The following is a 557-nucleotide window of genomic DNA, read 5'->3' as shown; positions in this document are numbered from 1 at the left end:
TCTTTTTGTAATGTTGGGAAGTTAGTATTTTTTAAATCAGAATGATATGATTGAATATCTAAGAAGCCAAATAAATCTCTCAAAAAAAGTCTTTGCTGAAGCAACTGAACAATTGATTGCAATAAGCCTTTTGCTGCACCTTGTAATCTTTGAAAGCCTTGCAGATAAATAACAAAAACGCCGACTGAAATAGTTTTTTCCCATGCACCTTTAGCTAACATGATGAACACAAAAGCAATTACAATTATTTCAAACAATTCTGATAATAAACTAAACAGGTTTTGCCTGGCATTTAATTTTCTTCTCTTTTTAAAAACATCCCATTTAATGGCTTTAAATTTTTTTATAAAAGAAGAACCGTAACCAAATACTCTAACCTCTTTTGCATGAGTAACCCATGTTAATATTTGATGCAGATAATTGGCTTCTCTTTCAACAGGTACTAATTCTTTTTCTAATTGAAACATTTTAAAACTGTAGTACCATTTTATAATGGCCATTGGTATAGAAAGTGCAATACAAAGCACTGCATAAAACCATTGTAATGTTATAAATAA

Annotated in this window: 1 protein-coding gene; it reads right to left on the bottom strand. The window is 29.6% G+C overall.

What is annotated here, in order from left to right:
- Positions 1–557 (bottom strand): ABC transporter ATP-binding protein (locus E3E36_RS11385; RefSeq protein WP_167895530.1); only part of this gene is annotated, 557 nt, incomplete at both ends.

This window comes from Thermococcus sp. M36 (assembly GCF_012027355.1).
Classification (GTDB): domain Archaea; phylum Methanobacteriota_B; class Thermococci; order Thermococcales; family Thermococcaceae; genus Thermococcus.
This window is presented reverse-complemented; position numbering and strand designations above follow the sequence as displayed.